Annotated in this window: 23 protein-coding genes and 1 tRNA gene; 11 read left to right on the forward strand and 13 right to left on the reverse strand. The window is 54.7% G+C overall.

Annotated elements, in window-relative coordinates; genetic code table 11:
* Window positions 1-112: 112 nt before the first annotated feature.
* Complete coding sequence (locus ACTNE6_RS17105; protein WP_194970797.1) at window positions 113-757, reverse strand: response regulator; 645 nt, start codon at window positions 755-757, stop codon at window positions 113-115.
* The gene (locus ACTNE6_RS17110; RefSeq protein WP_442497607.1) at window positions 754-2,079 is read right to left on the reverse strand and encodes a histidine kinase; all 1,326 of its coding nucleotides are present in this window, start codon (window positions 2,077-2,079) and stop codon (window positions 754-756) included. The genes ACTNE6_RS17105 and ACTNE6_RS17110 overlap by 4 nt, the downstream gene beginning before the upstream one ends.
* 133 nt (window positions 2,080-2,212) lie before the next feature.
* Here ACTNE6_RS17110 and ACTNE6_RS17115 point away from each other — a divergent pair, with 133 nt between their 5' ends.
* Window positions 2,213-3,169 (forward strand): PQQ-dependent catabolism-associated beta-propeller protein, encoded by a 957-nt coding sequence (locus ACTNE6_RS17115; RefSeq protein ID WP_442497608.1) that lies wholly within the window; start codon window positions 2,213-2,215, stop codon window positions 3,167-3,169.
* A gap of 204 nt (window positions 3,170-3,373) precedes the next feature.
* Here ACTNE6_RS17115 and ACTNE6_RS17120 read toward each other — a convergent pair whose 3' ends face one another.
* The 4 genes from ACTNE6_RS17120 to ACTNE6_RS17135 all read right to left on the reverse strand — a co-directional run bounded on the left by ACTNE6_RS17120 (window position 3,374) and on the right by ACTNE6_RS17135 (window position 10,110).
* Complete coding sequence (locus ACTNE6_RS17120) at window positions 3,374-4,471, reverse strand: TIGR00266 family protein (RefSeq protein WP_442497609.1); 1,098 nt, start codon at window positions 4,469-4,471, stop codon at window positions 3,374-3,376.
* Between the two features lie 327 nt (window positions 4,472-4,798).
* Window positions 4,799-8,251, reverse strand: coding sequence for an AAA family ATPase (locus ACTNE6_RS17125; RefSeq protein ID WP_442497610.1), 3,453 nt, complete (start codon window positions 8,249-8,251; stop codon window positions 4,799-4,801).
* A 145-nt stretch (window positions 8,252-8,396) separates the two neighbouring features.
* The gene (locus ACTNE6_RS17130; protein WP_442497611.1) at window positions 8,397-9,479 is read right to left on the reverse strand and encodes a GGDEF domain-containing protein; all 1,083 of its coding nucleotides are present in this window, start codon (window positions 9,477-9,479) and stop codon (window positions 8,397-8,399) included.
* Window positions 9,480-9,594: 115 nt separating this feature from the next.
* The gene (locus ACTNE6_RS17135) at window positions 9,595-10,110 is read right to left on the reverse strand and encodes a hypothetical protein (RefSeq protein ID WP_442497612.1); all 516 of its coding nucleotides are present in this window, start codon (window positions 10,108-10,110) and stop codon (window positions 9,595-9,597) included.
* Window positions 10,111-10,342: 232 nt separating this feature from the next.
* On the opposite strand from ACTNE6_RS17135, the gene ACTNE6_RS17140 reads away from it, so the two are divergent.
* On the forward strand, window positions 10,343-12,526 hold the full coding sequence (locus ACTNE6_RS17140; RefSeq protein ID WP_194970790.1) for an AMP-binding protein: 2,184 nt from the start codon (window positions 10,343-10,345) through the stop codon (window positions 12,524-12,526).
* The gene (lplT, locus tag ACTNE6_RS17145; RefSeq protein WP_442497613.1) at window positions 12,523-13,695 is read left to right on the forward strand and encodes a lysophospholipid transporter LplT; all 1,173 of its coding nucleotides are present in this window, start codon (window positions 12,523-12,525) and stop codon (window positions 13,693-13,695) included. The genes ACTNE6_RS17140 and lplT overlap by 4 nt, the downstream gene beginning before the upstream one ends.
* Before the next feature lie 15 nt (window positions 13,696-13,710).
* On the opposite strand, the gene ACTNE6_RS17150 is transcribed toward lplT, so the two are convergent.
* Genes ACTNE6_RS17150 through ACTNE6_RS17160 form a run of 3 tightly spaced genes read right to left on the reverse strand, consistent with a single transcriptional unit; the run spans window position 13,711 to window position 16,640 of the window.
* Entirely contained in the window at window positions 13,711-15,039 is a 1,329-nt protein-coding gene (locus tag ACTNE6_RS17150; protein WP_442497614.1) for an MFS transporter, read from the reverse strand.
* A gap of 44 nt (window positions 15,040-15,083) precedes the next feature.
* The gene (locus ACTNE6_RS17155) at window positions 15,084-15,686 is read right to left on the reverse strand and encodes a TetR/AcrR family transcriptional regulator (RefSeq protein WP_442497615.1); all 603 of its coding nucleotides are present in this window, start codon (window positions 15,684-15,686) and stop codon (window positions 15,084-15,086) included.
* Window positions 15,687-15,704: 18 nt separating this feature from the next.
* The gene (locus tag ACTNE6_RS17160) at window positions 15,705-16,640 is read right to left on the reverse strand and encodes a LysR family transcriptional regulator (protein WP_442497616.1); all 936 of its coding nucleotides are present in this window, start codon (window positions 16,638-16,640) and stop codon (window positions 15,705-15,707) included.
* 186 nt (window positions 16,641-16,826) lie between these two features.
* Here ACTNE6_RS17160 and ACTNE6_RS17165 point away from each other — a divergent pair, with 186 nt between their 5' ends.
* From ACTNE6_RS17165 to ACTNE6_RS17175, 3 genes are all read left to right on the forward strand, one after another.
* On the forward strand, window positions 16,827-17,408 hold the full coding sequence (locus ACTNE6_RS17165; protein WP_442497617.1) for a beta-class carbonic anhydrase: 582 nt from the start codon (window positions 16,827-16,829) through the stop codon (window positions 17,406-17,408).
* Between the two features lie 109 nt (window positions 17,409-17,517).
* On the forward strand, window positions 17,518-18,021 hold the full coding sequence (locus tag ACTNE6_RS17170; RefSeq protein ID WP_442497618.1) for an NUDIX hydrolase: 504 nt from the start codon (window positions 17,518-17,520) through the stop codon (window positions 18,019-18,021).
* Window positions 18,018-18,782: a Nif3-like dinuclear metal center hexameric protein gene (locus ACTNE6_RS17175; protein WP_442497619.1), complete on the forward strand. Its 765-nt coding sequence runs from the start codon at window positions 18,018-18,020 to the stop codon at window positions 18,780-18,782. Before ACTNE6_RS17170 ends, ACTNE6_RS17175 begins: the two co-directional genes overlap by 4 nt.
* Before the next feature lie 51 nt (window positions 18,783-18,833).
* Here ACTNE6_RS17175 and ACTNE6_RS17180 read toward each other — a convergent pair.
* Window positions 18,834-18,910: transfer RNA gene (locus tag ACTNE6_RS17180), tRNA-Asp, on the reverse strand.
* 54 nt (window positions 18,911-18,964) lie between these two features.
* Between ACTNE6_RS17180 and ACTNE6_RS17185 the strand changes: the two genes are divergently transcribed.
* From ACTNE6_RS17185 to ACTNE6_RS17195, 3 genes are all read left to right on the forward strand, one after another.
* Window positions 18,965-19,633 carry an alpha/beta hydrolase family protein gene (locus tag ACTNE6_RS17185; protein ID WP_442497620.1) on the forward strand — a complete coding sequence of 223 codons (669 nt, stop codon included), beginning with the start codon at window positions 18,965-18,967 and terminating at the stop codon, window positions 19,631-19,633.
* Between the two features lie 167 nt (window positions 19,634-19,800).
* Window positions 19,801-20,232, forward strand: coding sequence for a YeeE/YedE family protein (locus ACTNE6_RS17190; protein WP_194971659.1), 432 nt, complete (start codon window positions 19,801-19,803; stop codon window positions 20,230-20,232).
* Complete coding sequence (locus ACTNE6_RS17195; RefSeq protein WP_442497621.1) at window positions 20,229-20,645, forward strand: DUF6691 family protein; 417 nt, start codon at window positions 20,229-20,231, stop codon at window positions 20,643-20,645. Before ACTNE6_RS17190 ends, ACTNE6_RS17195 begins: the two co-directional genes overlap by 4 nt.
* Before the next feature lie 100 nt (window positions 20,646-20,745).
* On the opposite strand, the gene rimO is transcribed toward ACTNE6_RS17195, so the two are convergent.
* The 3 genes from rimO to ACTNE6_RS17210 all read right to left on the reverse strand — a co-directional run bounded on the left by rimO (window position 20,746) and on the right by ACTNE6_RS17210 (window position 23,864).
* The gene (gene rimO, locus ACTNE6_RS17200; protein ID WP_442497622.1) at window positions 20,746-22,068 is read right to left on the reverse strand and encodes a 30S ribosomal protein S12 methylthiotransferase RimO; all 1,323 of its coding nucleotides are present in this window, start codon (window positions 22,066-22,068) and stop codon (window positions 20,746-20,748) included.
* A gap of 29 nt (window positions 22,069-22,097) precedes the next feature.
* Complete coding sequence (gene cmoB / locus ACTNE6_RS17205) at window positions 22,098-23,072, reverse strand: tRNA 5-methoxyuridine(34)/uridine 5-oxyacetic acid(34) synthase CmoB (protein ID WP_442497623.1); 975 nt, start codon at window positions 23,070-23,072, stop codon at window positions 22,098-22,100.
* A 144-nt stretch (window positions 23,073-23,216) separates the two neighbouring features.
* Window positions 23,217-23,864 (reverse strand): MlaC/ttg2D family ABC transporter substrate-binding protein, encoded by a 648-nt coding sequence (locus ACTNE6_RS17210; RefSeq protein ID WP_194971663.1) that lies wholly within the window; start codon window positions 23,862-23,864, stop codon window positions 23,217-23,219.
* A gap of 162 nt (window positions 23,865-24,026) precedes the next feature.
* On the opposite strand from ACTNE6_RS17210, the gene hemB reads away from it, so the two are divergent.
* Both hemB and ACTNE6_RS17220 read left to right on the forward strand, forming a co-directional pair.
* Entirely contained in the window at window positions 24,027-25,040 is a 1,014-nt protein-coding gene (gene hemB / locus ACTNE6_RS17215; protein WP_442497624.1) for a porphobilinogen synthase, read from the forward strand.
* Window positions 25,041-25,104: 64 nt separating this feature from the next.
* A complete protein-coding gene (locus ACTNE6_RS17220; RefSeq protein ID WP_194971665.1) occupies window positions 25,105-25,632 on the forward strand; it encodes a hypothetical protein in 528 nt (175 codons plus the stop codon).
* Window positions 25,633-25,634 lie beyond the last annotated feature (2 nt).

A 25,634-nucleotide genomic window follows, 5' to 3' on the forward strand; every position in this document is an offset into this window, starting at 1 on the left:
ATGAGCAAAATGGATGCCAGCGCCTTAATTAAGCTAAACGCTTGTTTTATAGGGGATTGGCTCTGGAGGGTGATGTAGGAAAGCCTACAAGCGGCCAAGCCTTCGGGACGATTCAGTTTTTCATGATGCCCAGCACCATGGCGATATGCGCCAGTTCGGCGGTTGTCGATACCTTGAGCTTGCTTTTGATCTGCGTGCCGTAATTGGCCACGGTTTTATAGCCCAGGCACAGCTCATCGGAAATTTTATGCATGGTCAAGCCTTTAGCCAGCAACCGGAAGACGTCGAATTCCCGCGCGGACAATGAATCGATCAGCGCCCGGTAGTCGGAATCCTTATTGCGCTCAGGCAGGCTTTCCCTTAAGCCCTGTTCTATATAAGTTTCACCGGCGGCTATTTTCTCTATCGCTTCCACCAGAATCGCCGGCGCGGTGTTCTTGGTGATATAGCCTTTCGCGCCGGCGGCAAGCGCCCGGTTGACGTAAACCGCCTCGTCATGAACGCTGAACACCAGTATTTTGGCCGCGCTGTCGCGCAGCAGAATGCGCCTTATGCTCTCCAGCCCGCCGATGCCGGGCATCGACAGATCCAGCACGATGACGTCCGGCTTTTTGTCCAGGTAAAGCTGGCAGGCCTGTTCGCCCCGCTCAGCCTCGGCTACCACGTCTATGTGGTCCACGGATGATAACAGCAGGCGGAAGCCCGCCCTGACGACGGCGTGGTCGTCCACCAGAATAACTTTTATTTTTTCTTTCATTTCAGGGGAATGGTTGCGATGATGTTCATACCTTGTTGAGGCCGGGTTTGCAGGCGGAATTCACCGCCCAGGCTTTTTATTCTTTCTCTCATGCCCAGCAGCCCGAAACCCATTTTGACCTGTTCCGGCGCGTAGCCCTTGCCGTTATCGGTCACCTGCAGGCGCAGTTCTCTGCCGGAAGCGGCCTGAGGCACGATTTCAAGGCAGATGACAGCCTGTTCGGCCTGCGCATGACGGACGATGTTGGTGATGCACTCCTGCACGATTCTGAAGACCTGAATGGTGATTTTCTGCTCCAGCCCGTCAACTTCATCGGAACAGCTCAGGTTCAGCTTTAATTCGGGATTTCGGGTTGCCCACTGATTGATCAGGTCCTCCAGAGTCGCCTTCAAGCCCAGTTCGGTCAGGCTCAGCGGATGCAGATTGCGCATCATGGAACGCACGACCGTGATCAGATGATCGCAAATACCGGTAATGGCATCGGTAATCCGCTCGGTTTCGGCTTTGTTGCTTTTCGCCGTGACCGCCATGACTTTAATCGCTGTCAATGATTGCCCCAGTTCGTCATGCAATTCCTGCGACAGACGCTGGCGCTCCTCTTCCTGGATTTCCAGCGAGTGCAGCGTCAGGGCTCTGTTTTCCTTTTGGGTGTCGTCCAGCACATGGGTCATGTGATTGATGGCCTTAGCAATGCGGTCATATTCCTTAATGGAAAAATCAGGCAGTTTCTGCTGGTACTGGCCCAGTTCGATGGCTTTCAGCGCATCGACAATGACGGCTATCGCCTTGAAGGCCTTGTTGAAAGCCAGATTGACGGCCAGAAACGTGATCAATGTCATCACCAGCAGGGAAATGAAAAATGAGCAGCTTTCCTCCCATACTTCGACGATTTCGTCCAGCGGGTCGGCCTGGATGATCAGCGTGATCCGTTCGCCGTCAGCGGTAGTCAGCTGTTGCTCCAGTTGCGGGTAGTCTGCCGAAACCAGATGGATAAACCATTGGGGCGGCGTATAAGCATCGGCATCGCCTTTCTGTTTGGCTGTATAGCTGACCACCTCGCCGACAGGCTTTTTCAATTGAATGTTCAGATGGCGGGTCTGCTTCAGCGAGACGAACCGGGGCAGCCAGACATCGACATCAAACGCCGCCTTTTGTGATTGCGGAAAATTGAGCTGAATGAGCTGGGCGGCCAGATTGAGCGACGAATCGATTTCCCTGCTGACAGCTGCACGCGCCTGCCAGACAGTCACGGTTCCCCCTAAAATCAGGATTGCGATACTGGTAAGCAGAATTCTAATGTTGATCTGGTAGCGTAAACTCATCTTCGGCTCGCCTAAATTTTCAATTATGGTGTCCAGATTCCTCTCCTCCTATAGGAAAAATTCTTTTTTTTGCAGCCGTTATTTATCTTCTTGACAACAATGATATGTTGCCTATTTTTTCGTACGGGTATTTATGAAACATATTATAACGGCTGTCCTGTTGATAGCAGGCGGCATGGCTCATGCCGAAACGGTTTTCGTAACGCTGGAAAAAGACAACGCCCTTGCGGTCGTCGATCCGGTTGAAGGCAAGCTGCTGAAAACGGTCAGTGTCGGCCAGCGTCCGCGCGGCATCGCCATCAGCAAGGATTATCGGCATCTTTACATCGCCACCAGCGATGACAACACGATCCGCATCATCAACAGCGAAACCTTTGCCGAGGAAGGGCAGTTGCCCTCCGGCAAGGACCCGGAAACGTTTGCGCTCGATCCCGACAGCCAGTTCGCCTACGTTTCCAACGAAGACGACAGCCGGGTGACGGCCATCGACATTGGGCAGCGCAAGGCCGTCAAGGAAATTCCGGTCGGCGTCGAACCGGAAGGCATTACCGTCAGCCCGGACGGCAAGTGGGTCGCCAGCGCTTCGGAAGCCACCAACATGGTGCACTGGATCGACAGGAAAAGTCTTCAAGTCGTCGACAACACGCTGGTCGATCCCCGGCCCCGCGCACTGAGCTTTACCGCCGACAGCCAGCAGCTCTGGGTCACCTCGGAAATGGCCGGAACGGTCACAGTGATCGATGTGGCATCGCGCAAAATCATCAAGCAGATCAAGTTCGCCGTTACGGGCGTCACAGACGACAAGATTCAGCCGGTCGGCGTAGTAATCGACAGCAAGCGGCAGTCGGCTTATGTGGCCCTGGGACCGGCCAACCGAGTCGCCGTGGTTAATGCTCAAGCCCTTGAGCCGGAGAAATATCTGCTAGTGGGCCAGCGGGTCTGGAATCTGGCGTTCTCGCCGGACCAGAAACGGCTTTATACGACCAACGGCGTCAGCAATGACATCTCCCTGATCGATCTGGAAGCCCATAAGGTCACCAAATCCGTGGGCGTCGGGCTTTACCCGTGGGGCGTTGCGGTCAAGCCTTAGACGCTGTATCCGCTTAATGCAGGTTGCCCGGCAAGCTGAATTCAGATCGACTGAGTTAAAGCGTCGCCAGCGCGACAGTTATTGGAATCGGGTTTTTCGATGCCGGTGCGAATCCGTTCGCGCGCCTGCATCGGAAACCCATCCGCACAGTTAAAGAGGTTGCGCATGCGCGTTGCTAAAGACCGGTCTCTCTGCGTGGCCGCATCAGTCCCCATCGAGTAAATTCCCCAGTCCTCCCAGAATGGAGCCTTCGCCTTGTTGTCTGCCGCCCCCTTGCGGCGCCGATGACATCATCCTGCCCGCCAGGCGCGAGAACGGCAGGCTTTGCAGCCAGACGGTGCCGGGACCGGTTAACTTGGCAAAAAACAAGCCTTCGCCGCCAAACAGCATGGTTTTAATGCCGCCGGCCTGTTGAATGTCAAAATCAATGCTGCCCGTCATCGCCGCCAGACACCCGGTATCGACATGCAGCATTTCTCCGGCGGCCAGTTCTATTTTTTGCAGGCAGCCGCCGGCATGTACAAACACCCAGCCATTGCCTTCCAGTTTTTGCATGACAAAACCTTCACCGCCAAACAGACCGGTTAAAATACGGCGCTGGAAATGAATGCCGATCTGCACGCCTTTGGCGGCCGCCAAAAAACTGTCTTTCTGGCAAATCAGTTTTTGGCCGTAGTCGTTCAAATTCAAGGCAAGAATAGTGCCTGGAAAAGGCGCTGCGAACGCTACCTTACCTTTGTCGTGTGCGTTTTGCGTGAATACGGTAACAAACAGGCTTTCGTTAGTCAGCAGGCGCTTACCCGCGCCCAGCAATAGCCCCATAATACCGGATTGCTGATTGGCCGAACCGTCACCGAAAATGGTTTCCATTTTTACTCCCGCGCTTTTGTACATCATCGCGCCGGCCTCGGCGACTGCGCTCTCTTGCGGGTCCAGTTCGATTTCCACAAACTGCATTTCATGGCCGTAGATTTTATAATCGATACCGTCCGTGACCGCCTGTTGGCCAAAACCGCCGGAAGACTGGGCATCCGGCTGCGCATTAGCCGCATTGACCGGCTGAGCGCCGGCAGGCAACGCCGCCGGTTTGGGCGACATCATATGCGCAGGCGGCGGCGGAAAAGGCGTGACGCCGTCTTTCTTCATCGGCCTGATTTCAGCCGCTTCGAAAATGGGAATCCAGTCGGGAAAACGCGAACACCAGCAATAAGCGCCTTGGTGTTCACGGGCGAAAACTTTTGCATAATCCAATGTATAGGGGCCGCTGACTGTATTGTTAAAAGAAAAAAACCATTCATTCATCGTGGGAGCCTAGCTTAATTATGAAATGTAGAAACAGTCTATGAGTATAGACTAACCGGTTTTTTGATACAGCCGGGCATTCCTGTTCAGGCAGGGTGCCGGCGGCGGGTGAAGCGGCGAGCAGCGCCGCTTCCGGCGGAAATAGCCTACAGGGCACAAAAGAGAGTAACTCACCTTCGGGTGCGATAAACCCGATTCAGATAACCGTCGCGTTAACTGCATCTTTTAATCGATGCAATGCTTTCGTTGCCTGCGGGGCATGGGAGTCGGCCCGGCATGATGGATGCCTGCCGGGCTTTTACGGCTTAAGTCCGTAGCAGGCTGTCATCAAGATGCTTTCCTCAGTTCGCCCATGCCGTTCGGCTTCCTGACCACTTGCAGCTGCGCCTTGAAGCGTTTCTGCACACTTTCGACATGGGAAATGACGCCGACGACTTTTCCGTGCGTATGCAAGCTTTCCAGCGTGCTGATGACCGTGTACAGGTTTTCCGCATCGAGGTTGCCGAAGCCTTCGTCCAGGAACAGCGAATCCACGGCTCTGCCGTTGTTGGCCAGTTCCGAAAGTCCCAGGGCCAGCGCCAGGCTCACGATGAAGCTCTCGCCGCCGGACAAGGTCCGGGGCAGGCGGCGAACATTGGCCTGATAAGTATCCTCGATTTCCAGCGCCAGCCCCTGTTCGCTGGGCGCTTGCCGGATGTAATAGCGGCCGCTGATTTTTTCGAGTATTTCATTGGTTTGTGCCAGCAGCCTTTCAGCGACCTGCTTTTGCACGCGGCGGCGGAACTCCACACCGCTTTCGGCCGCAATCTGCTGGGCTTCCGCCAGGCATTGGCTGGCGATGGCTTCCTGATCCTGGAGCTGAGCCAGAATCGCATCATGCCGCTGTTTCTGCTGATCCTGCTCTTTCAGCGTTCTTTCCAGACGCTGTACTTCCATCTGCGCAATGTCCATTTTTTCGGCCAGGCTTCTTAATTGAACCTCTATTTCTTCCCTGTTTAACGCCATGTCTGCCTGGGCCAGCTCGGCCTGCAGCAGGGCTTTCTGCTGCTCCAGCTGTACCGCCATGGTTTCGATGTCCTTCTCCAGCGCGGCCAATTGCCGCTCCAGCTCCGGCTGATGCTGCATCAGGTCAAGCGTGGACTCAAGCGCCTGCAGGCTCGTGAACTGCGTGCCCTGCAGTTTTTGCAGCAGCGCCTGCCGCAGACCCGCAAGCTCGGTTTCCTGTTGCGCGATCTGCCGTTCCTTGTCGGCAATCATCTTCTGCTTCTCGATCAAAGCCAGATGCAGGCCGACGGTTTCTTCCTGCTGCAGACGGCGGCCATATACTTCGAGCTTGTCATTGTCTTCCTGTATCTTGGCCCGGGCGGCAGCCTCTTTTTCGGCCAGCGAATCCATCTCCTCGGTTAAGGATCTGCGACGGAATACGTAGCCCTGATAATCCTGGCGGCGACTGTTGAGCCGGTCGAACAGGGTGTCTTCCTTGCCGCTGGTCGGCAGTTTTTCTCCGAGCCGGGCCAGCTGTTCGGTCATTTTGGCGACCAGCTCTTTTTCTTCCTGCTGATATTTGACCAGCGCCGCTTCCGTGTCGATCTGGTCCTGCGGACGTCCCTGCCATTCGGCATCCAGTTTCTCGGTGCCGTCCTTGAGCCGTTCGAGCGCGGCTTCGTTCTTGGCCAGCGATGATTTCAGCTTTTCGATACTGTCCTGCTTGCTTCGGTATCGCGAGGCCAGCGTGCCTATTTCTTTCAGTTCATCGATTTCGGCCTGCAGCAGCTGCTTCATCAGCTTGGTGTTGTCGATATCCAGTTCGCTGCTGGCGACATTGAGCCGGTTGCACAACATCGTCCATTGCGATTTGATCTGCGCCAGCTGCTTATCGGTCGCCTCTCTCTTCTCGGCCTGCCGTTGCGCGGCCTTGATTTGCTGCGTCAGTCTGCCGACCGTCGCCGTCAGCGCCTGCAGTTTGGCGCGCTGATCGGTTAACGCCTGTTGGGAGTTGGATACGGCCGGCGGGCGTCTGACATACGGGTGCGTCAGAGATCCGCACAACGGGCAGGGCTTGCCTTCCACCAGATGCTGCCGGTCCGCTTCCATTTTTTTCAGCAGGGCTTCGCGGACGACCGACTCTTCCAATGCGCGTTTGATATTCTCCTCGCGGCTTATTTCCTGCTGGGTCTGTTCCAGATCGCGGTTCAAGGCGTCGATATCGTATTCCGGCGCCTCTCTACCCAGCAGGCTGCCGAAAAAACCCAAGCCCGCATCATTCAGTTTCTGATGCGCGCGCGCAAGGCTGTTCAATTCATCGAATGCCTTGACGCGCTCCTGCTGTTCCAGGCGCAGCTCTTCAATTTCATCCGGATTGTGGCCTTCCGCCAGCGATACCAGTTCCTGCTCTTCTTCATTTATCTGGTCTTTTAGCTCGGCCTGTTTTTTGGTGCCCTGTTCGATCGCAGACTTGTTGTTTTTCAGCGAAGCGGTCGTGTTCTTGGTCCATTTGGCGAAGGACTTCTGTTTTTCCCTTAACTCGACCAGCTCTGTCCTAAGTTTTTTCAGGCGGCCGGTTTCAGGGAAGTCGGACAGCAAGGCTTCATCGGCGGCATGCTCGTCCAGCCATGCATTGACGGTCTCCAGCACGGCTTTCTTTTCCTCGATCTGTGCTCCCAAAGCCTGGCGCAAACCCATTTCCGACTGCCGATCCATATTGAGCAGTTCGATCTGCGCCTTGGTGCTGTCGATGGCCTCCTTCTGCTCGGCAACGGATTTATTGGCCAGATCGACCGGGGCGTTCCTGTCGATATTCGAGGCAGCGAACATGGCCTCCAGCTGTTTCAGTTCGTTGCGGTAGGCGGCCAGCGCGGCTTTGTCCTGCTGAACCGCCTGATTTTTGTCGGCAATGACCGTGGCATCGTCCTGAAAGAGCAGCGCGTCCTGGGCGGTGGCCAGTTTGGCCAGGCTTTCCTGCTGGCTTTCGGCCTGTTTTTGGGCGTCCTGCAATTGTTTTTCCTGGCCGGCGATTTCGGCTTTCAGCATCGCTATGCGTCTTTGCGCGGCCTGCTGTTGCTTCAATTGATTGTGATCGGCGCGCAATTCGGCGTACTGCTCGCTGAAGTCGATCAAATCATGCTCGCACGCTTCCAGTTTTTCAGGCGGCATGACTTGCACTATCGCCAGATCCTGCCTTAACTGATCCAGCTGTCTTTGCGCGCTCTCGGCCTTGTCTATGACATTTTTCCGGTAATCGGCGTAGATATCGCTGCTGATGATTTTCTCGAGGATATCCATGCGCTCGGTATCGAGGGCGTTCAGGAAAGCGGCGAAATCGCCTTGCGCCAGCATGATCGAGCGCGTGAAATTGCGGAAATTCATGCCGGTGATTTCGGTAATCAAGGCACAGACCGAATGCGGGGTTTCGGCCAGCAGTTCCTCGTTTTCGCCGAGGCGGGTCAGCGTCATGACCGGCGGCGTCAGTTCCGCATCGGGGCGGCCGCCTTCTCGCTCGACATGCCAGCTTGACCGGTATCGGTCAGCGCCCAGCGAAAATTCGATCACGGAAAAACAGTCGGCCGTGTGCTTGGTCATGACATGCCGGGCCGGGCGTTCAAAGCGGAACGTCTCGCCGTATAAAGCCAGCGTGATCGCGTCGAGAATGGCGGATTTGCCGGAACCATTAGGGCCGGTAATGGCGAAAACACCGGTATCAAACGGCGCCTGATCAAAGTCGATCCGGTTCTCGCCTTCTAATGATTTGATATTTTTAAAATGGATATTGAGTATTTTCATGCACTGACGACTCTGCCCGGCAAGGATTAAGATTTTTTTAATCCCTGCATTATAGCGCTGTCAGGCAATATTTTCCTGTTCAGACTTTGTCTTTTATAACCGGCGCTGAGGCCTGTCAGTCGAACGCGTGCGGCAAGGCTTCGAATCAGGCATCCGATGACTGCCGGGCCGACTTGAAGGCTCTTTTCGCCTCGTACATTCTATGGTCGGCGCAGCGGATGACGGTTTCGGGATCGTCATAATGATCGGGGCCTGTCTGGAAGATGCCAATGCTTAAGGTGACATCCTGCCGGTATTGCCTGAGAGCGTCATTGAAGCGCTGCATATAGATTTCGCTGGCCTGCGATTCGGTGCAGTTAGTCAGAATGATGCAGAATTCATCGCCGCCATAGCGGAAGCAGCAGTCTTCGGCACGCGATACTTTTCTGAAGACATCGCCTATCATGCGCAGCACGTCATCGCCGCGCTGATGACCTTCGATATCATTGATTTTCTTGAAATCGTCAATATCAAAGTAGACGAACGTCACGGGGTCGGAATGGCGCTGGGCCCTATGGAGGGTTTTCTCAAGCGTTTCAGTAAGAAAGCGCGTATTCAACAGCCCTGTGAGTGGATCTGTGCGCGCCAACCTCTCCAGTTGCTGCGTCCGTTCCATGACCTTGATCTCCAGTGTCCGCGCGTAAGTCAGGGATTTGTCTTTTTCGGCTTTGACTTCCGAAACCAGGCTGCCGATGTAAGTTTCAAACACGAGCGTTATATCGAATAGCAATAATTTATCGAGCGCCGCCAGCGTGGCCTGGCGAGCGCCGGCTTCCGGAAGCGCTTCGTTTATCAGTCTGGCCAAAAGGCCTTTAAGCGTGTGGATGGCTGCAAGATAGAATTTGGGTTCGACGCCGATGCGTTTATGGGCCAACCCTATGCCTAACCGGTCGCTTATATAATCCAGGCCGTACGAGCCGCCGAACAGATCAAGGGCATAGCGGCGCTGCATACCGCGCAGGCGCGCCAAGGTATCGGCGCCATCGATCATCTGCGCAACTTCAGGTATGCGGATCTGAATTTCGTAAAATTCGTCTACCAGGGCATCTATTTTCGTCTCGATGACCGGCCGGCAACGGGCCAGCCATGCGGCATCGGCCGCGCTGAACGATAACAATGACTTGCGGCGCTCGGCGTCCGATTCAGTGATCGCCATCTGCTCCAGCAGAGTTTTGTCGGCCTGCTTCATTCGTCTTTACGGATAAATAATTACTGCGACAACATTTGCTTGTTAAAGTTGATAAACCTGACAGACAGCCTTGGCCGGGCGATTAAAACCGTCCCGGATTTGCGCAGGGTTACAGTTACATCCTGCCCAAATCCTGTATGGCATCCACGATCATGCCTGTTCCTATCGTTATCAGCAGAATGTCGGACGCCACGCGCACATAGCGGTAGCCTCTCGGCGCAGGCCCCAAGGACTGAACGAGCGAAGGCGGTAAATCATAAAAAATCACGTCCCTAGGAAGCTGCCGGCCGATCTGCCACTTTTTGGCCTGGCCGGGCGGCAGGCAGCCGTTCCGCTTGTTGGCCAGCCCTGGCGGACAATGCCCGGAACGGGACTGTTGAATGTAATAATCATGGATAACGGTTCTGTGCCGGTCGAGAAAATAATCGTTTCTCCCTATGCTGCCCCCTGCCCTCGCGTTATGATCCGGCCGCTGATTCACATAACGGTCATGCTTGTCTTTCTGCCTGTTCTTACCGTCAGGGTGATCGCTGAATCGTGTCGGCTTGTCCGCGTGCGCCGATCCGAAGGCAAACAGGCCGGCGATGATGAGAGCCAGCGCATGACCGACTCGTGAGGTATTTCGTTGCATGGCTTATCTCTACAAAAGTCAATGACGTATTAAACTTAGATGTTAATTGTCATCTTGTCATTATTTTTTCCTTGCCGAGCTTTTTTATGCTTTGAGCAGGATTAAAAAGAGAATTGTCAAGCGACAGTAAAAAGTGTGTAAATATTTAATTGAACATTGTTCAATTACAATTTAGAATTACGTCATCAAGACATCTCTCAATGTCTGCTAAGATGGTGCAAGGAGGAATATTATGCTGAAAAAAATTTTACGCTGGCTGCTGACTTTGATCTATAAGGTTGAAGTCAAAGGCCTGGAAAACTATAAACAGGCCGGGAACCGCGTCCTGATCATATCCAACCATACGTCCTTTCTGGACCCGCTGCTGCTGGGCGTTTTCCTGCCCGACGACATCACTTTTGCAATCAATACGCATATTTCCCAGCGCTGGTGGCTAAGGCCTTTTCTAAGCCTGTCGCGCGTTTTCCCGATGGACCCGACGCATCCCATGTCGCTGAAGGATGTCATTCACCATCTGCAGCATGATACCCGCACCGTCATATTCCCGGAAGGCCGCATTACGGTAACCGGTTCCCTGATGAAGATTTACGACGGCACCGGCATGGTCGCTGACAAATCGGGCGCGACCATTTTGCCGATCCGCATCGATGGCGCCGAATATACGCACTTCTCGCGCTTGCGCAATATCGTGCGCTTGCGCCTGTTTCCCAAGATCACGATTCAGATTCTGCCGCCGACCAAGATTTCCGCACCCGAAGACATGCGGGGCAAAACCCGCCGCAAGCACAGCGGACATGCCTTGGCTGACATGATGACCGACATGATGTTCGCCACCAGCCATTACCGGCAAACCATTTTCGCCGCCTTGCTGGAGGCGCGCAAGATACACGGCGGCAAACATAAGGTTGTCGAAGACCTGGAGCGCATCCCGTTATCCTATGACAGCGTGATCACGCGCACGATTGCGATCGGCGATGCACTGCAAAAAATCACCGAAGCCGGCGAAAATGTCGGCGTTTTCCTGCCCAATTCGACTAAAACGCTGTTTGTGATCCTAGGTTTGCAATTGCACGGCCGCGTGCCCGCCATGCTGAATTTTTCCACCGGCTCGGCCGGCATGGTGTCAGCCTGCCGGACGGCGCTCGTCAAGACCGTGTTAACGTCGCGCCGCTTTATAGAGATGGCCCGTTTAAGCGATGAAGCCGAGCAGTTGCAGAAAGTGGTCAAGCTGGTCTATCTGGAAGATCTGGCTGCGCAAATTACGTCTTTGGACAAATTCAAGGCCTTGGTGCAAAGCAAAACGGCCAACTTATGGTATCAGCATAATCGTTACAGCCCTGACAGCCCGGCCGTGGTGCTGTTCACGTCCGGCTCGGAAGGCACGCCCAAGGGGGTCGTGCTGTCCCATGTCAATATTCTGGGCAATCATAAACAACTGGAAGCGCGCATCAACTTCAATGCGCAGGATGTCGTACTCAATTTCCTGCCCATGTTTCACTCGTTCGGCTTTACCGTCGGCACGCTGCTGCCGATTCTGAGCGGCATGAAGGCGTTCTTCTATCCGACGCCGCTGCATTACGCAGTCATCCCTGAAATCGCTTACGAGATCAACGCGACCATCATGTTCGGCACGAATACGTTTTTTGCGGCCTACGCGAAAAAAGCCCACCCCTACGACTTCTACAACATGCGCTATGTCGTAGCCGGCGCGGAAAAATTGCATGAAAGCACGCGCCAGATCTGGGCCGACAAATTCGGCATCCGCATTCTGGAAGGCTATGGCGCGACCGAAACGGCGCCGGTCACCTCGGTCAATACGCCGATGGATTACAAAGCCGGCACGGTCGGCCGCTTCATGCCCGACATGGAGTACCGGCTGGAACCGATACCGGGCATCGAGGATGCAGGGCAATTGCATGTCAAGGGACCTAACATCATGCTGGGCTATCTGCTGGCCGACAATCCAGGCCGGCTGGTGCCGCCTGAATCCATTTACGGCCAAGGCTGGTACGACACCGGCGATATCGTGCAGGTCGACGAGGACGGCTTCATCAGCATCCGCGGCCGTGTCAAGCGGTTTGCCAAAGTCAGCGGTGAAATGGTTTCCTTGACCGCGGTGGAACAACTGGCGTCCAAAGCCTGGCCCGAAGAGCACCATGCCGCCGTGAGCCTGCCCGATGCCAAAAAGGGCGAACAGGTCATCCTGCTGACGACGCATAAGAATGCCCATATCCATGATCTGGCTGCTGTCGCGGAAGGCGTCGCGCACATTGCCCTGCCAAAGAAAATTCTCGTGGTCAATGCGGTGCCGGTCATGGCGTCCGGCAAAATCAATTATCCAGCGGCGACAGAGCTTGCCGCCGCAAAGCTCATGCCCGTCGCCAAGCCTGATCCCGCAACCAACAAAGTGTCATGAACCGAAACATCTATCCGCTACTGATCGCGCAGTTCCTGTCCGCTTTTGCCGATAACGCCATTTTGTTTACGGTCATCGCCATGGTCATGCAATCGTCCCATCTGGCCAGCTGGTATGTGCCGGCCCTGCAAAGCGTGTTTCTGGTCGCGTTCGTGGTGCTTGCGCCCTGGGTAGGCGGATTTGCCGACAATCACGCCAAATCCAGGGTGCTGATTATCGCCAACCTGATCAAGGCTACCGGCGCCGGCCTGTTGCTGCTGCATGTAGAGCCTTTGCTGGCTTACTGCGTGGTCGGCATGGGCGCGGCCGTTTACAGCCCGGCCAAATACGGCATTCTGCCCGAGCTGGCGGGCCATGAATTTCTGGTCAAGGCCAATAGCTGGATCGAAGGCTCAACGATTCTGGCGATTTTGCTGGGCATGGTGATCGGCGCCCGCGTGGCCGATTACTCGATCACCTGGGCGCTCGCGGGCACTATTGTGCTGTTTATCGCGTCCGCCCTGGTCACGCTGTCTTTGCCGGTCCGCGTCAGCAACAAAACCGATGCCGGCTCCGGAATGGTCGAATTCAGCCGCCAGATAGGCCAATTCTTCACGACGCCGCGCTCGCGCTTCGCCATTATCGGCGCGTCCATGTTCTGGGCCGCGGCGGCAACGCTGAGAGTCATTCTCGTGGCCTGGGCGCCGCTGGTTTTAATGTCGAAGAATGCGACCGAAATCGCCGAGCTGACCTTGTTCCTCGCCATCGGCATCGTCCTGGGCTCGGCTTTGGTGCCGAGATTGATTCCGCTGGAACACCTGCGCCGCGTCAGAATCCCGGCTTATTTGATGGCGCTGTTTATTTTCGATCTGAGCCTGGCTGACAGCCTCTGGCCGGCGCGTTTCGCACTGCTTTCTATCGGCATCATGGGCGGCATGTTCATCGTGCCCATCAACGCCGCCCTGCAGGAGCTGGGACAGCAAAGCATCGGCAGCGGCAGCGCCGTGGCCCTGCAGGGGTTCTTTCAAAACCTGTCCATGCTGGCCGCGGTGGGCGGCTATACCTATGCGGCCTCTCTGAACGCTGATCCGGTGGCTTCCATGCTGACGCTGGGCTCGCTGTTTTTCATGGCCACGTTTCTGGTATCGCTGCGCCTGCCCAAGCGTCAGCCACTGCAGCAGCCCGGCTGATCGATCCGGCGAGTGCTACCGGCTCGCATCAAGAGCGGCGGCTTTGCCGCGCTGCTCGTTGACTCTGGCGAGCAGCAGCAGGCCGGCAATAAAGAACAGCAAGGTCGATACCAGCGACAGTCGATGGTCGCCGCCGCTCCAGTAATTGATCAGGCCATAGCTCAAAGGCCCCGCGATAGCCGACAGCCGGTTCATGACGCCCCACAAACCCAGAAACTCGCCGCTGCGCCCGCTCGGCGAGAATTTGCTGACCAAAGCCCGCCCGACAGCCTGGCTTGCGCCCATGGCTAGGCCGATCATATTGCCGATTATCCACATATGCGCGGGCTGGCGCGCCAATAACGCCGCGACCACGGCCGCGATCCAGACCAGCAGCGTTATGGCCAGGGTCGGCACCGAACCTATGCGGTCCTGCAGATGCCCGCAGATAAACGCGCCGACCGCCGCCGTCACGTTGACCACCATGATCAGGATAATCAATGCCTGCGTGTCGAATCCCATGACCTCCTGCGCATAAATGGCGGCCAGCACCACGACCGTACTGACGCCGGACTGGTACACGCCCAGCGTGATCAGGAAGCGGAACAAATCGCGAAAGCGGGCCGCCTCTTTAAACGTATGCGCCAGACGCCTGAAGCCGACAGCCAGCACGGAACGACTCCGATCATGGACCGCTGGCGCCGCGCGCTCGCGCAGCCACAGAAAAGTGGGCGCCGCCGTCAATGCGAATATGCCGGCCGTGATCAGCATCGTCACGGGCACGGACTGGGCTTCCGATATGCCTCGCTGTTTGGCCCAGGTGATGTAGGCCAGGCAAATCCCCAGCGTCAGCAAGCCGCCGAAATACCCCAGACTCCAGCCATAACCGGACATTCTGCCCATGTTCCGCTCCGGCACGATCTCCGGCAAGAACGCCGCGATCAGATTCTCGCCGCTGGAAAACATGATGGCCGAAACGGTGACCAGCAGCATGGCCGGCAAAATATCGCCAGGCCCGACTAGCGCCAGCAAGGCCGTCGATAGGATGCAGCCCAACGTGGAAATCAGCAGAAAGCGTTTCTTGCTGGCCCGGTCATCGGCAATCGCGCCAATGACAGGCCCACTGAACATAACCACAAAATTGGCGATGCCGACAGACAGAGACCATAGCAATGTGGCTGAACCGGGCAGGTCGCCGGCAACTACCCCGACGAAATAAGTGCTGAATATTGTCGTCAACACGACCGTGGTATAGCCGGAATTGGCAAAGTCAAACAACGCCCAGGCCAGCAATTCCCTGCGCCCTGCATAATCTATGGCATGATTGTTCTGATCGGCTGGGGGCTGTTTTTGGTTATTGTTCATAAAGTCCGCCCAGGGCGAATGAATTCGCCCTACATGGTTGCCAGTTAATGCGCCTGCGCCACCCAGCCGCGGATAAAGTTCCTGACCAGCAACACGACACTCTCTTCCACATCATGAACGCCGACCAGATCCATTCTGCCGGTCAGCGACAGCTCGCAGATGCCGTGAATCCCGCCCCATAATGCACGGGCCGCACGCTTTCGTTGCCCTTCGTCGCATTGCGGTGTCAGTCGGGCGAACTGCGCTTCCATCTCCCTGAAAACCTGATCGATTTTCGCCTGGTACCAGTCCGGAATCTCTGCCTGCTCCGGCAAGCGCTGCTGGAAAATCATGCGCCAGCGGTTATAGTTTTGGCTCGCATAGCGCAGATAAGCCTTGGCCAGCACTTCTATGCACTGTTCCGCCGGGTCATCATCAACCACTTCCAGATGCGCGGCAATGTCGTCAAGCGTTCGCCCTTTAATGTGCAAACCCAGATCGGCCATATTGGCGAATACCATGTAAATACTGCCTACCGTATAACCTATCTCCAACGCGATTTTGCGCACGGTCAACGCCTCGTAGCCTTCCTCGATCACTATATTCTCGGCGGCCTTCAGAACCATTTCCTTGATTTCTTCCAGACTGTGTTCGCTTCGTCTTGCCATAGTTAACTGTTCCCTATATTAAGTTGTAGTCTTTTCCCTTGTATTAAGCTTGTCGTCGTTGTAGTTGTTATTTTCGGCAAAGTATTTAATCAAAAAATCGACAAACGTCGTAAGCTTGGCCGGCAAAAAGCGCCTTTGCAAATAAGTGGCATAGACAGCCAGTGAAGGCATGCGATACGCTTGCAGGATCTCTACCAGCTGGCCGTGCGCCAAATAATTCGCGACCGATATTTCCGGCGCCTGCGTGATGCCCATGCCTAAAGCCGCCGCCTGGCATAAGGCTCTGCCGTTGTTGGAAGCGAAATGCCAGTTGGTTTTGATTTTAACCTCATCCTCATCAATATTAAACACCCAATAATCTTTGTGCGGCGTGTCGATATAATGCAGGCAACGGTGTGAATGCAGCGCATCAATCTGTTCAGGCTCGCCGTGCTCAACCAGATAGGCGGGCGAGGCATATGTACACAGGCGCGTTTCGGCTATTTTCCGGGCTACGACGCCCGGATCCAGGCTATCGGTAACCAAAATGGACAGGTCAAAACTGCCTTCGCTCAAATTGACGCGACTATTATGCAAAGTCATCTGAATTCTAACGCCCGGATGTTCGCGCTGATAGGCATCAATGGCTGGCACCATATAAATGCCGCCAAAATCAATCGGCGCGCTGATCTTCAATGTGCCTTTCACCTGCCGCCCCAGTTGTGCGGTGTAATCGTCCAGTTCCGAGAAATCCTCGAGCAATTGCTTGCTGCGGTAATAATAGATTTCGCCGGCTTCCGTCAAGCTCAACTGACGCGTGGTCCTGTTCAGCAAAGCCACGCCTAAAGACTCCTCCAACTGAGCCATGTATTTGCTGATCATCATGGCCGAGAGATTCATTTCGCGCGCGACAGCGGCGAATGTGCCCAATTCTACGATGCGGCAGAAAACTTGAATGTTGTTTAATTTATCCATGAATTTCAATTATAAACTATCAGTTTATATTGTATAAATTTTTATCTCTATTTAAAACACGGGTTTATTGGAATAGACTTCAAAACGGAGATAGTTTAGAGCCGTTGAGTCTTATACATGCAACATCATGTTAAGGCTCAACGGTTTTTTTATAGCCGATAATAATGATGATGATGAGAGGAAATCATGAGCAAAATTCTGAATGAAGTGCTGTCAGCGAACAGAGAGTATGTGAATAATTTTGGCGACAAAGGCGATCTGCCGATGCCGCCGGGCCGTCACTTCGCGATCCTGACCTGCATGGATGCGCGCCTGGACCCGGCCAAATATGCCGGGCTTTCCGAAGGCGATGCGCATGTCATCCGCAATGCCGGCGGCAGGGCCAGCGATGATGCGATCCGCTCGCTGGTGATTTCCTACAAACTGCTCGGCACGCGCGAATGGTTTGTCATTCATCACAGCGATTGCGGCATGGAGACGTTTAACGACGAGATCATGCGTGATCTGCTGAGCAGCAGCCTGAAAACCGCCAGCATCGATGAAAACGGCTGGCATGATTGCTGCGAAGGCCCGGGTTCTTGCGAAGGCAAATATATCGACTGGCTGACCATCAAGAATCAGGAACAAAGCGTACTCGAAGATGTGACACGCATTAAGAATCATCCGCTGGTGCCGTCCAACATTCCCGTCTACGGCTATATTTACGACGTAAAATCCGGCCGGCTGGTCGAAGTCCCGGCAGCCACGGAAGCCGGCAAAGCTCGGTAAACGCTACCCTGCCCGCCCTGCAAGGCGGGCAATTTTCTCAAAGCGAGCTTGCATGCCCGCCATAACAGTCTAAAATCCATAGCCTGTTTTCTCACTGTCAGATTTCTTTATGTACAACGAACTGCTCCCGGTCGTCGATGAAAACGACTGCGTGATCGATACGCTGCCGCGTCACTATGTCCATGCCCGATCCTTGCGCCACCGCGCTGTACATATCCTGGTCTTCAACGATCAGAACCAACTCTTTCTGCAGAAAAGATCGCTGCTGAAAGACCTCAATGCCGGCCTGTGGGATACTTCGGCGGCCGGTCATGTCGATGCCGGCGAAGATTATGATAGCTGCGCGCTCCGCGAAACCGAGGAAGAATTGGGCATCAAAGCAGGCGACGGGCTGGAACCTCTGTTCAAGCTGCCAGCTACGGCCGCTATCGGCATGGAGTTCATCCAGGTTTACCGCTGCCGGCACAACGGCCCGTTTACCTTGGCGCCTGAGGAAATCGAGGCCGGCGACTGGTTCTCTGAGCAGGACCTGTCCGCGCGCATCGCCGCCGATGATCAGACGCTGACCGAGACTTTTAAAACGATCTGGCGGCACTATAGGTTAAGCTCATGATTACGCCGCAACAACTCAACGATTTTTACGACAGCCTGCTGAATCCGCGAAGCTATGCCGACTATTGTCCAAACGGTCTGCAGATAGAAGGAACCGGCGAAATCGGGCGCATCGCCTTCGCCGTATCCGCAACGTGCGATTCGATCAGGCAGGCCATCGACAACCGGGCCGATGCCCTGGTCGTGCATCACGGCCTGTTCTGGAGCTTTCATGGCGCCCGACCTTTGACCGGCGCCTTTGCCCAACGCGTGCTGCCGCTAGCCAGGCATAACATCAACCTGTTCGGTTATCACCTGCCTTTGGATGGCCATGCCGGCATCGGCAATGCCGCCGTCTTAGGCCGGCTGATCGGCTGCGGGCAACAGCAGCCATTCGGCGATTACAAGGGCTCGGCAACGGGCATCAAAGGCGTGCTGGAATCGCCTCTGACGGCGCCGCAATTGCAGGCAAAGCTGGCCGAAGTTCTCAAACATACCGTTATTTTGGCGACGCCGGACAACAATGCCCTAATCCGATCCGTCGGCATCATTACGGGCGGCGCGAACAGCGAATGGCGATTGGCGGCGGAAGAAGGACTGGACGCCTACATAACCGGGGAAATCAGCGAGCATGATTGGCATGAAAGTCAGGAAAACGGCGTACACATGTTCGCGGGCGGACACCATGCCACCGAACAGTTCGGCATACAGGCTCTGATGGAAAAAACGCGCGAGCAATTTGATATGGACTGTTTTTTTATCGACAGCGACAACCCGGCCTGAACGCCGGGCATAAAAAAGCCCGGTTGAGGGCTTTAGTGTCACTTGCATGAATGGCGGAGCGGACGGGGCTCGAACCCGCGACCCCCGGCGTGACAGGCCGGTATTCTAACCAACTGAACTACCGCTCCGTTTGCAGAGCGCGTATTCTACAACATTTTACTAACTCGTCAAGCTTATTCGCTATGAAACTGGAAAATCATCGGATTCAAGTCAACGACAGCACTGAAATCAGTTCCGTTTGGCTGATCCCTGAACAATACCAACACGCGTTGATTATTGCGCATGGCGCCGGCAATGACATGCAGTCCGGATTTGTCTGCGCCCTGCATGAAGGCATCGCCGAACACGGCATACTGACCGTCAAATTCAATTTTCCCTACATGGAGCAAGGCCGCAAGGCTCCTGACCGGCCTGCCGTCCTGGAAGCTGCCTGGCAGGCTGTCATCGATGCCGTATTGGAAAAGGCCAGGCTTGCGCCGGAAAAAATGATACTGTCCGGCAAAAGCATGGGCGGACGTTATGCGTCGATGGTAGCGGCGCAACGTCCGGGATTCGGCGGCGTCATTCTGTACGGTTATCCATTGCACGCGGCAGGTAAAACCGGCAAGTTGCGCACGGAGCATTTGCCGGCCATCTCGGCACCGATGCTGTTTTTTCAAGGCACGCGCGACGCCTTATGCGATCTCGATAAGTTGCAGATGGTTTTAAAGACGCTGCCCATGCATCCCGACCTGCATATCATCGAAGGCGGCGATCATTCCTTTAAGGTACTGAAGCGGTTTAACCGCAGCGAGCAGTCAGTCATGGATGAAGTCATCGCAACCAGCGCCGCGTGGATTCAGAGCCGTTAGATGCGCAGGCCATTGAACCTTCCGCTTGCAACCGGCCTTTAGGCATATATTGCTATTCTAAACAGATGGGAAAGCAAAAAAGACCCGGCTACTTTCTACCTAGCTCAGCAGAATGAGCAGGAAAATAGTAGAATATTCCCAATTCATTATTAACCGGAGTTTGTTTTGTGGAAAATTTCACCCCTGTTTCTGCCTTAACGGGCGGCGCGCTGATCGGCATCAGCGCAACCCTCCTGCTGCTGTTCAATGGCCGCATGGCCGGCATCAGCGGCATCATGAACGGCGTATTCAACTCGTCCGGAAGCGAAATGAGCTGGCGGCTTGCCTTCCTGGCCGGCCTGGTCATCGGCGCAGTTTTATTCAGCCTGATTGCGCCTGACTTCATTGCAATGCGGCAAAACTATCCTTTGGGACTATTGGCAGCGGGTGGATTCCTGGTCGGTTTCGGCACCCGTATGAGCAACGGCTGCACCAGCGGCCATGGCATTTGCGGCATCGCCAATTTATCGCCGCGCTCGATATTGGCCACCCTGACTTTTATGGCCGGCGGCATTGTGACTGTATACATTATCCGCCATGTCCTGGAGCTGACTGCATGAAAAGAATCCTGCTCGCTCTCTTAAGCGGCATTCTATTCGGCATAGGGCTGTCGCTGTCGCAGATGGTCAATCCCGATAAAGTGCTGGGCTTTCTCGACATCACCGGCAACTGGGACCCGAGCCTCATGTTTGTCATGATCGGCGCTCTTGCGGTGGCGTTTGTATCTTTCAGGTGGGTGCTGAAGCGCCCGGCTCCCATACTGGACGACGGCTTTCACGTTTCCAAACGCCGGGAGATCGATAAACCTTTACTATTGGGAGCCGGCCTGTTCGGCATAGGCTGGGGAATGACCGGCTATTGCCCGGGGCCTGCTGTATCTGGCTTGGGATTGGGCACACTGGAAGCACTGGTCATGGTCGCTTCGATTTATGCCGGATTCTTTGCCCAGAAATGGTTTGCCGAAAGAAAATAAAAAGTTGTAGGGTATGCATCGCATACCTTTTTCGACGTTTATCGGCTCCGCACTCTAAAAAGGTACGCGGTGAGTACCCTACAACTTGATATGTGGAATGTTAAACCAGATGCCCCCACATATCGTACTCATCGGCCTCTTCCAGTTCGACTTCAACAAAGTCCCCGACTTTCAGATGCGTTGCGCCATCGATGAACACCTGGCCATCGATTTCCGGCGCATCGGCCTTGCTTCTGGCGACAGCGCCTTCCTCAACGACTTCATCGATCAGCACAGTCTCAATGCGGCCTACGCGCTGCTGCAGGCGTGCGGCGCTGATTTCGGCCTGATGCGCCATGAAGCGCGCTAAACGCTCCTGCTTGACTTCTTCAGGCACCTGATCCGGCAATTCATTGGCAACTGCGCCTTTGACCGGCGAATAGGCAAAGCAGCCGACCCGGTCCATTTGCGCCTCGGTCAAAAAGTCGAGCAATTCTTCAAACTCCTGCTCGGTTTCGCCCGGAAAGCCGACGATGAAGGTGCTGCGCAGAGTGATATCGGGGCAGATTTCGCGCCATGCCCGAATTCTTTCCAGGTTATTTTCGCTGGCGGCCGGGCGCTTCATCAGCTTCAGTATGCGGCTGTTGGCGTGCTGAAACGGTATGTCCAGATAAGGCAGGATTTTGCCTTCGGCCATGAGCGGAATCACGTCATCGACATGCGGATACGGATACACATAATGCATGCGCACCCAGATACCCAGATCGCCCAACGCTTCAGCCAGATCATAAAACCGCGTTTGTACGGAACGGCCTTTCCAGTCGCGGCTCTGGTACTTCAGATCCAGGCCATAGGCGCTGGTATCCTGCGATACGACCAGCAGTTCCTTGACGCCGGCATTGGCCAAGCGTTCGGCTTCGTACAGGACATCGTCGACAGGCCGGCTGACCAGGTCGCCGCGCATGGACGGAATGATGCAGAACGTGCAGCGGTGATTGCAGCCTTCGGAAATTTTCAAATAAGCATAATGACGCGGCGTCAGCTTGATGCCTTGCGGCGGCACCAGGCTGGTAAACGGATCGTGAGGCGGCGGCAGATGCTCGTGCACTGAAGCCACGACTTCTTCCAGGGCATGCGCGCCGGTCACTTTCAGCACCTGCGGATGGCGGGCGCGGATTTCAGCTTCTCTGGAGCCCAGGCAGCCGGTCACGATGACTTTGCCGTTATGAGCCAGCGCTTCACCGATGCTGTCGAGCGATTCCTCGACCGCGGCATCGATAAAACCGCAGGTATTGACGACTACCAGATCGGCGTCCTGATAAGTCGGCGAGATGGTGTAACCTTCGGCACGCAGCTTGGTTAGAATCCTTTCGCTATCGACCAGGGCTTTCGGGCAACCCAAACTAATAAAACCGATATGTGGGGCAGTCTTTGAGGCAGTCATTTCAATCTCTATAATGTTAAACAGCCGGGTTAAGCCGGATTTGCAATAATAATGGCGCGCTTGGGTGCGGGCAGGCCTTCGCGGGTAAGGTTCGGATCGTTGGGATCAAGAAAATCCTTGAGCGAATGAAAAGTCATCCATTCTGTCGTGCGTTGTTCTTCCGTGCTGGTCACAGTCACGTCGACAATGCGGATATTGGTGAAACCGCAGCGCTTCATCCAGCCGACCAACGTATCGCAAGTCGGCAAGAACCAAACATTGCGCATGCAGGCATAGCGGCCTTCGGGCACCAGCACCTGCCCCGGCCCGCCGTCTATGACCAGCGTTTCCAGCACCAGTTCACCGCCCGGCCGCAGACTTTCTTTTAATTCGAGCAGATGATCGATAGGCGAACGGCGGTGGTACAGCACGCCCATGGAAAAGACCGTATCGAACAGTTTCAGGCCATAAGGCACTTCTTCCATGCCAATCGGCAACACATAAACAGGCGCCTCGCCGTGCAGTTTTCGAATCGCCTGAAATTGCATGACGTTAAGCAGCAACGGGTCAATGCCGACTACCATGCGGGCTCCGGCCCCGAGCATGCGCCAGCAGTGATAACCATTGCCGCAGCCGACATCCAGTACCAGGCGATTGGCTAATGGCGCGATGTGGTTTTTCAGGCGATCCCATTTCCAGTCCGAATGCCATTCGGTGTCAATTTTAATGCCAAACAGATCATAAGGACCTTTGCGCCACGGGTGCAAAACCTTGAGCTGGTCTTTTAACTGCTGACAAGCTTCATCAGTCAGATCTTCAGGGCAGCCTATCCGTACGGCATCGGCATCTAACGATGCGCCAGTATGCTCCGGTTTCGGCAGTTGCTCGATCAGCGCCTGCCATTGGGCCAATGTGCCGTGATTCGCCGGTTCGAATGTTCGGGCCAGCTGTTGCGGCAATATCTGAGCCCAAGCATCGGCCTTGGCCTCGAGCAGCGTTTCAATTAAAGGTTGATAATCGATCATTCAGGTAAGTTAAATGCGCTGTCCGCGTCCGGGCACAGCATTAACTGAAAAAAACGGGGAATTGTGCAGGTCGGAGCTAGTGGGCATTGCCACGAAGCTTGTAAGCTTCGTGGCAGTCAAAACTAAAAGACGAGAGCCGGGCAATTAAGACCTGGCGGATGTTGAACCTGAAGCAAGCGCTTCAGCGTTGCGTTTGGCCAATCCGTCGATCACCGCGGCCAGTGACCCCTTGGTTTTGACTTCATTAGTGAAAGTCGTACGGTAGTTGGTCACGAGGCTGACGCCTTCAATCATAATATCATAGGCTTTCCAGTTGCCTTGGCTCTGCACCATCCGGTAATTTACCGCAACAGGCTGAATGCCGGGTTGCAGAACTTCGGTTTTGACGACGACTTTTGTCGCGCCGGGTTCCATTTCCAGCGGCAGGAACCGTACTGTCCAGTCGCGGAACTCAACGAAGGCTCTGGAATAGGTCCTTATCAGCAGCGTCTGGAATTCCTGCTTAAAACGCGCCCGTTCATCATTGGTCGCGGTTTTCCAGATCGGGCCCAGCACCAGTGCGGAGATTCTGTCGAAATCGGTATGCGGCATAATGACTTCATTGACAAATCGCGTAACCTGGACAAAATCCTGGGCGAACGTTTTGTCCTGCAATTTGGCGTGTAATTTTGTCGAGGCATCTTCAATCGCTTGTTGTGGAGGCAACAGATCAGCCGCCATGCCTCTTGTCATCGGCATGAAGCCGAGCAACACTGCAAATAAAACAAATACCGTATATTGTTTAGCCTTCATAAAACCCTCTAAGAATTGAAACTAGCGAATACTTTCTATTTTCGAATATCAGCGACCCATATTCCCTGATAAAATAAATCCCAAGCCAAACAGTCCGTCAAGCTGACTTGACGGACTGCATGACTCAAGCCAGAGGTTCTGATAATTTCCAAACCCATGACTATGGATAAGATGACATATAATAACATCAATTTCCCCCGCACACGCATGAGAAGAATGCGTTATAACGATTTTTCCCGCCGTTTAATGCGCGAACACCGCTTATCCGTTGATGACTTGATTTACCCGATGTTTGTTACTGAAGGCGCAAATCAGAGAGAAGCCATCACCTCGATGCCGGGCATAGAGCGGCTCTCCCTGGACTTGTTGCTGGAAGAGGCGCATGCGCTTTATGATCTCGGTATTCCTGCCATTGCGCTGTTTCCGGTAACGCCTCTGGATAAAAAGTCCGACGCCGCCGCCGAGGCTTACAACCCTGACGGCCTGGCTCAGCGTAGCGTAAGGGCTTTAAAGAAAGCCTTGCCGGAACTGGGCATTATCACCGATGTCGCCCTCGATCCCTTCACCTCTCACGGGCAGGACGGCCTGATCAATCAGGACGGCTATGTCATGAACGACGAAACGATAGCCGTGCTGGTCAAGCAAGCGCTATCCCATGCCGAAGCCGGAGCCGATATCGTCGCGCCTTCGGATATGATGGACGGACGCATCGGCGCGATAAGAGAAGCGCTGGAAGCCCAAAATCATATCAATACGCGCATCCTCGCCTATTCCGCCAAATATGCATCGAGCTTTTACGGCCCTTTCCGGGATGCCGTCGGCTCGGCCGGCAATCTGGGCAAAGGCAATAAATACAGCTATCAGATGGACCCGGCCAACTCCGATGAGGCGCTGCGCGAAATTCAACTGGATCTGCAGGAAGGCGCCGACATGGTCATGGTCAAGCCCGGCATGCCCTATCTCGATATTATCCGCCGCGTAAAGGACCAGTACGGCGTGCCGACTTTCGCCTATCAGGTCAGCGGCGAATATGCCATGCTCAAAGCGGCCGCCATGAACGGCTGGCTGGATGAGAAACAGGTTGTTCTGGAATCCCTGCTGGCCTTCAAGCGCGCCGGCAGCGATGCGATTCTGACTTATTTTGCCAAATCCGTGGCGCAATGGTTGCGGGACTAATCAGTTGTTGCCTTAACGCTCTGAAACAAGCATTTTTCATAACCCTAAATCTGGAATCCGTACCATGTCAGAAGATTATCTAATTCCCCCCAAGCGAAGGTTTCACTTTGAAGAAGCCATCCTGGTCCTGCTGCTGATCCTGTCGCTGGTAGGCATCGGCATCAACGATTTTTCTCCTGCCGATGGTTTGGGTTACTGGATTATCATGGTGTTCGTGTTCGGCCTGTTCGGGATCCTGATCGGCTGGCTGCAATCCAAGCATAATATCGACGATTTCAAGAAAATAGTGCGCGAGCAGTCCATTCACTGGCTCACTTCCCTGATAGTGGTCGGCGGCGCTTTCTTAGTGCAAAAATCCGGCCGCATTGATCCTGAAAGCGCGGGATTGGTCATTTTATTGATTTTGTCGCTATCGACTATCCTCGATGGCCTGCGGGTAGGCTGGCGCTTCAGTCTGGTTGGGCTGTTCATGGGCACTTCCGCCGTTGTTGCCGCTTACACGGAACACTTTCTGTGGATAGAAATACTGATTGCCATCGGCATTGTGCTGCTGACGATCTTGTGGGAATACTGGGTGGAAAAAAGAGAATAACC

It is taken from the genome of Methylobacter sp. sgz302048, from assembly GCF_052162025.1.
GTDB lineage: Bacteria > Pseudomonadota > Gammaproteobacteria > Methylococcales > Methylomonadaceae > Methylobacter.